A 2,342-nucleotide genomic window follows, 5' to 3' on the forward strand; every position below is an offset into this window, starting at 1 on the left:
GCCGGCACCCAGCTCATCCTCTGGGACTGCCTGCCCGGCAACCCCGAGCAGGACTGGGCCGCCACCACCACCGGCAACACCCTGCCCACCGCCCAGCCGGACCTCCCGCTCGGTGTCAGCAGCGCCGACTTCCCGGCCATCGCCTCGCCCGGTGACGTCAACGGCGACGGCAATCCGGACCTGTACGCGATCAGCCCGACCGGCCAGATCTGGGAGTACCCGGGCGCGGCCCCGGCCGGCGGCTCGGCGCAGTTCGCGGCTCCACTGTCGGTCGGCTACCTCCAGCAGCCGACCGACCGCTGGAAGCTCTCCGACACCACAGACAGCAGCGCTGGCAAGGCCGCCTACGGTCTCACCCTCGGTGGCAGTGCCGCATTCACCACGGACCCGAGCCAAGGCACCGTCCTCAGCCTGAACGGAAGTTCGGCATACGCATCCGCCCTTGCCGACCCTGCTATCGACACCAGCAAGAGCTACACCGTCTCGGCCTGGGTGAAGCCGAACGACCTGAGCACCTCTGACGTTTACGTCGCCCAGGCGGGATCGAACGGCTCGGGGCTCCAGCTCTACTACTCCAGCTGGTCGCATTCCTGGGCCTTCGGCCGGGACGTGGACGACAGCACCGCCGACACCTTCAACAGTGCTTACGGCCCGACCACCGGCCCGACCAGCCCGCAGGTCGGCACCTGGACCCACCTCGTCGGGGTGTACGACGCCAGCACGCAGCAACTCATGCTGTACGTGAACGGCACCCTGGTGAGCAGCGCCCCGTACACCGGCACCGCGTGGGACGCTGCTGGTTCACTGCAGATCGGTCGGCGCATCCAGGCCGGCGGTACAGGTGGCCCGTCCGGCAACGCCTCGATCAGCGACGTGCAGCTGTACAACACCGCGCTGGACCCGGCCGGCGTCTCGGCCATCACCGCAGGCCAGCCCACCCCGGTCCAGCTGAGCTGAACCAAGCAGTAGGCCGTACCGATCACTACCTGACCGTGTGAAGGGGCCGTCCCACCACACGTGTGTTCTAGGAGTCGTTGCAACACCCCAGTTCAGGGGATGCATTGGACTTCGAGATCTGCAAGATCCGGACGGCTGAGGGGCCTGTGAAGCTGTGCCAGGAGCGGGCAGCATACTCCCGGCTCATGCAGGACGGCTCCAGCAACGTCGAGGCGTGCCGGATCGTGATCATCGGGCAGACCGGCCGGCAGTGGCGTAATGGCCGTAGTGCCGAGCGAGGGAAGGCGGGCCCTCCTCCTGGTGTCTACTCACCAGGAGGAGGGCCCTCGCCTCGTTCCTCCAACGCATCGGACGTACCGGACGCCGCCCCGGCTCCACGCGCAACTGCCTCTTCCTCGCTGCCGACGAGGGCGGCCTACTCGCCGCCGACGCACTGCTGTTCCAGCGGTCCCGCGGCTGGGTCGAGCCCGTCGTACCACCGCCGGAGCCACGGCACATCGTCGCCCAGCAGATCCTCGCCCTGTGCCTGCAGGAGCACCGCGTCGGCGACCGGCTCTGGCAGTGTGGACGCTCAGGTAATTGGGCCAACCGCCGCTCGTCATGGACACGGTGCGCCGCGGGGTCGGCAAGCTGCGGTGGCCACATCTCAGCGGGAGCAGGCGGCAGAGGCTGCTCCCCACCCACCCCTTCCTTGCTGCGCTTTTGATCCACCCGGCTCGCCGCGCGCGCCGCGAAGACGGTAAGCGTACGCATCGACGCTTCCGGAACCGCAGGGTGAGCACGGGGAGCGCGCCGCGGCCCAATTACGTGAGCGTCGACACACCGAGGAGGTCACCGGACCGCGCCGCCTGTTGCTCGCCGGACACAGCTGGCAGGTCACCTACATCGACTGGAACCGCAAGCGCTGCTTCGTCGAACCTGTCGACGGCGGCGGCAAAGCGAAATGGCACGGCGGAGGGGCGCGGATGGCCTCCTTCGGCCTGGCCCGCTCCGCCCGTGAGGTCCTCCTCGGTGAAGAACCGCCGGTCGCACTCACCAAGCGAGCAGAGGGCGCACTCGCACAACTCCGCTCGGAGGGCGCCGAGACCGTACACCCGGCGGGCAACCTGATCATTCGCGACGGCGCCGGCAACGACCTTCGTTGGTGGACCTGGGCCGGCCACCGCACCAATGTCACCCTGGCTACCACACTCGCCGGCATCGCCGACCCCCTACAGCGCGGCAACGACCTATACGTGCGGCTCCGTTCAGACCTCACTCCACAGATCTGGAAGGAGGCCACCGCCGACGGAGCAATGCTCAGGACTTGTGGATCGGTTCCGGGAGGAACACGAAGGGCGTACCTTCCCGAATGATCCTGTGATGGTCACCGAGTAGGCCCGCGT

The 2,342-nt window shown here is 68.3% G+C and carries 2 protein-coding genes; both read left to right on the forward strand.

Going from position 1 to position 2,342, the window contains the following annotated elements:
- Nucleotides 1-957, forward strand: a 957-nt coding sequence (locus ACIGXM_RS37310; protein ID WP_396568571.1) for a LamG domain-containing protein, incomplete at its 5' end; no start/stop codon positions are given.
- A gap of 851 nt (nucleotides 958-1,808) precedes the next feature.
- A complete protein-coding gene (locus tag ACIGXM_RS37315; RefSeq protein ID WP_396568572.1) occupies nucleotides 1,809-2,312 on the forward strand; it encodes a hypothetical protein in 504 nt (167 codons plus the stop codon).
- Nucleotides 2,313-2,342 lie beyond the last annotated feature (30 nt).

The organism is Kitasatospora sp. NPDC052896 (assembly GCF_044547075.1).
In the GTDB taxonomy this organism is placed as follows: Bacteria; Actinomycetota; Actinomycetes; order Streptomycetales; family Streptomycetaceae; genus Kitasatospora.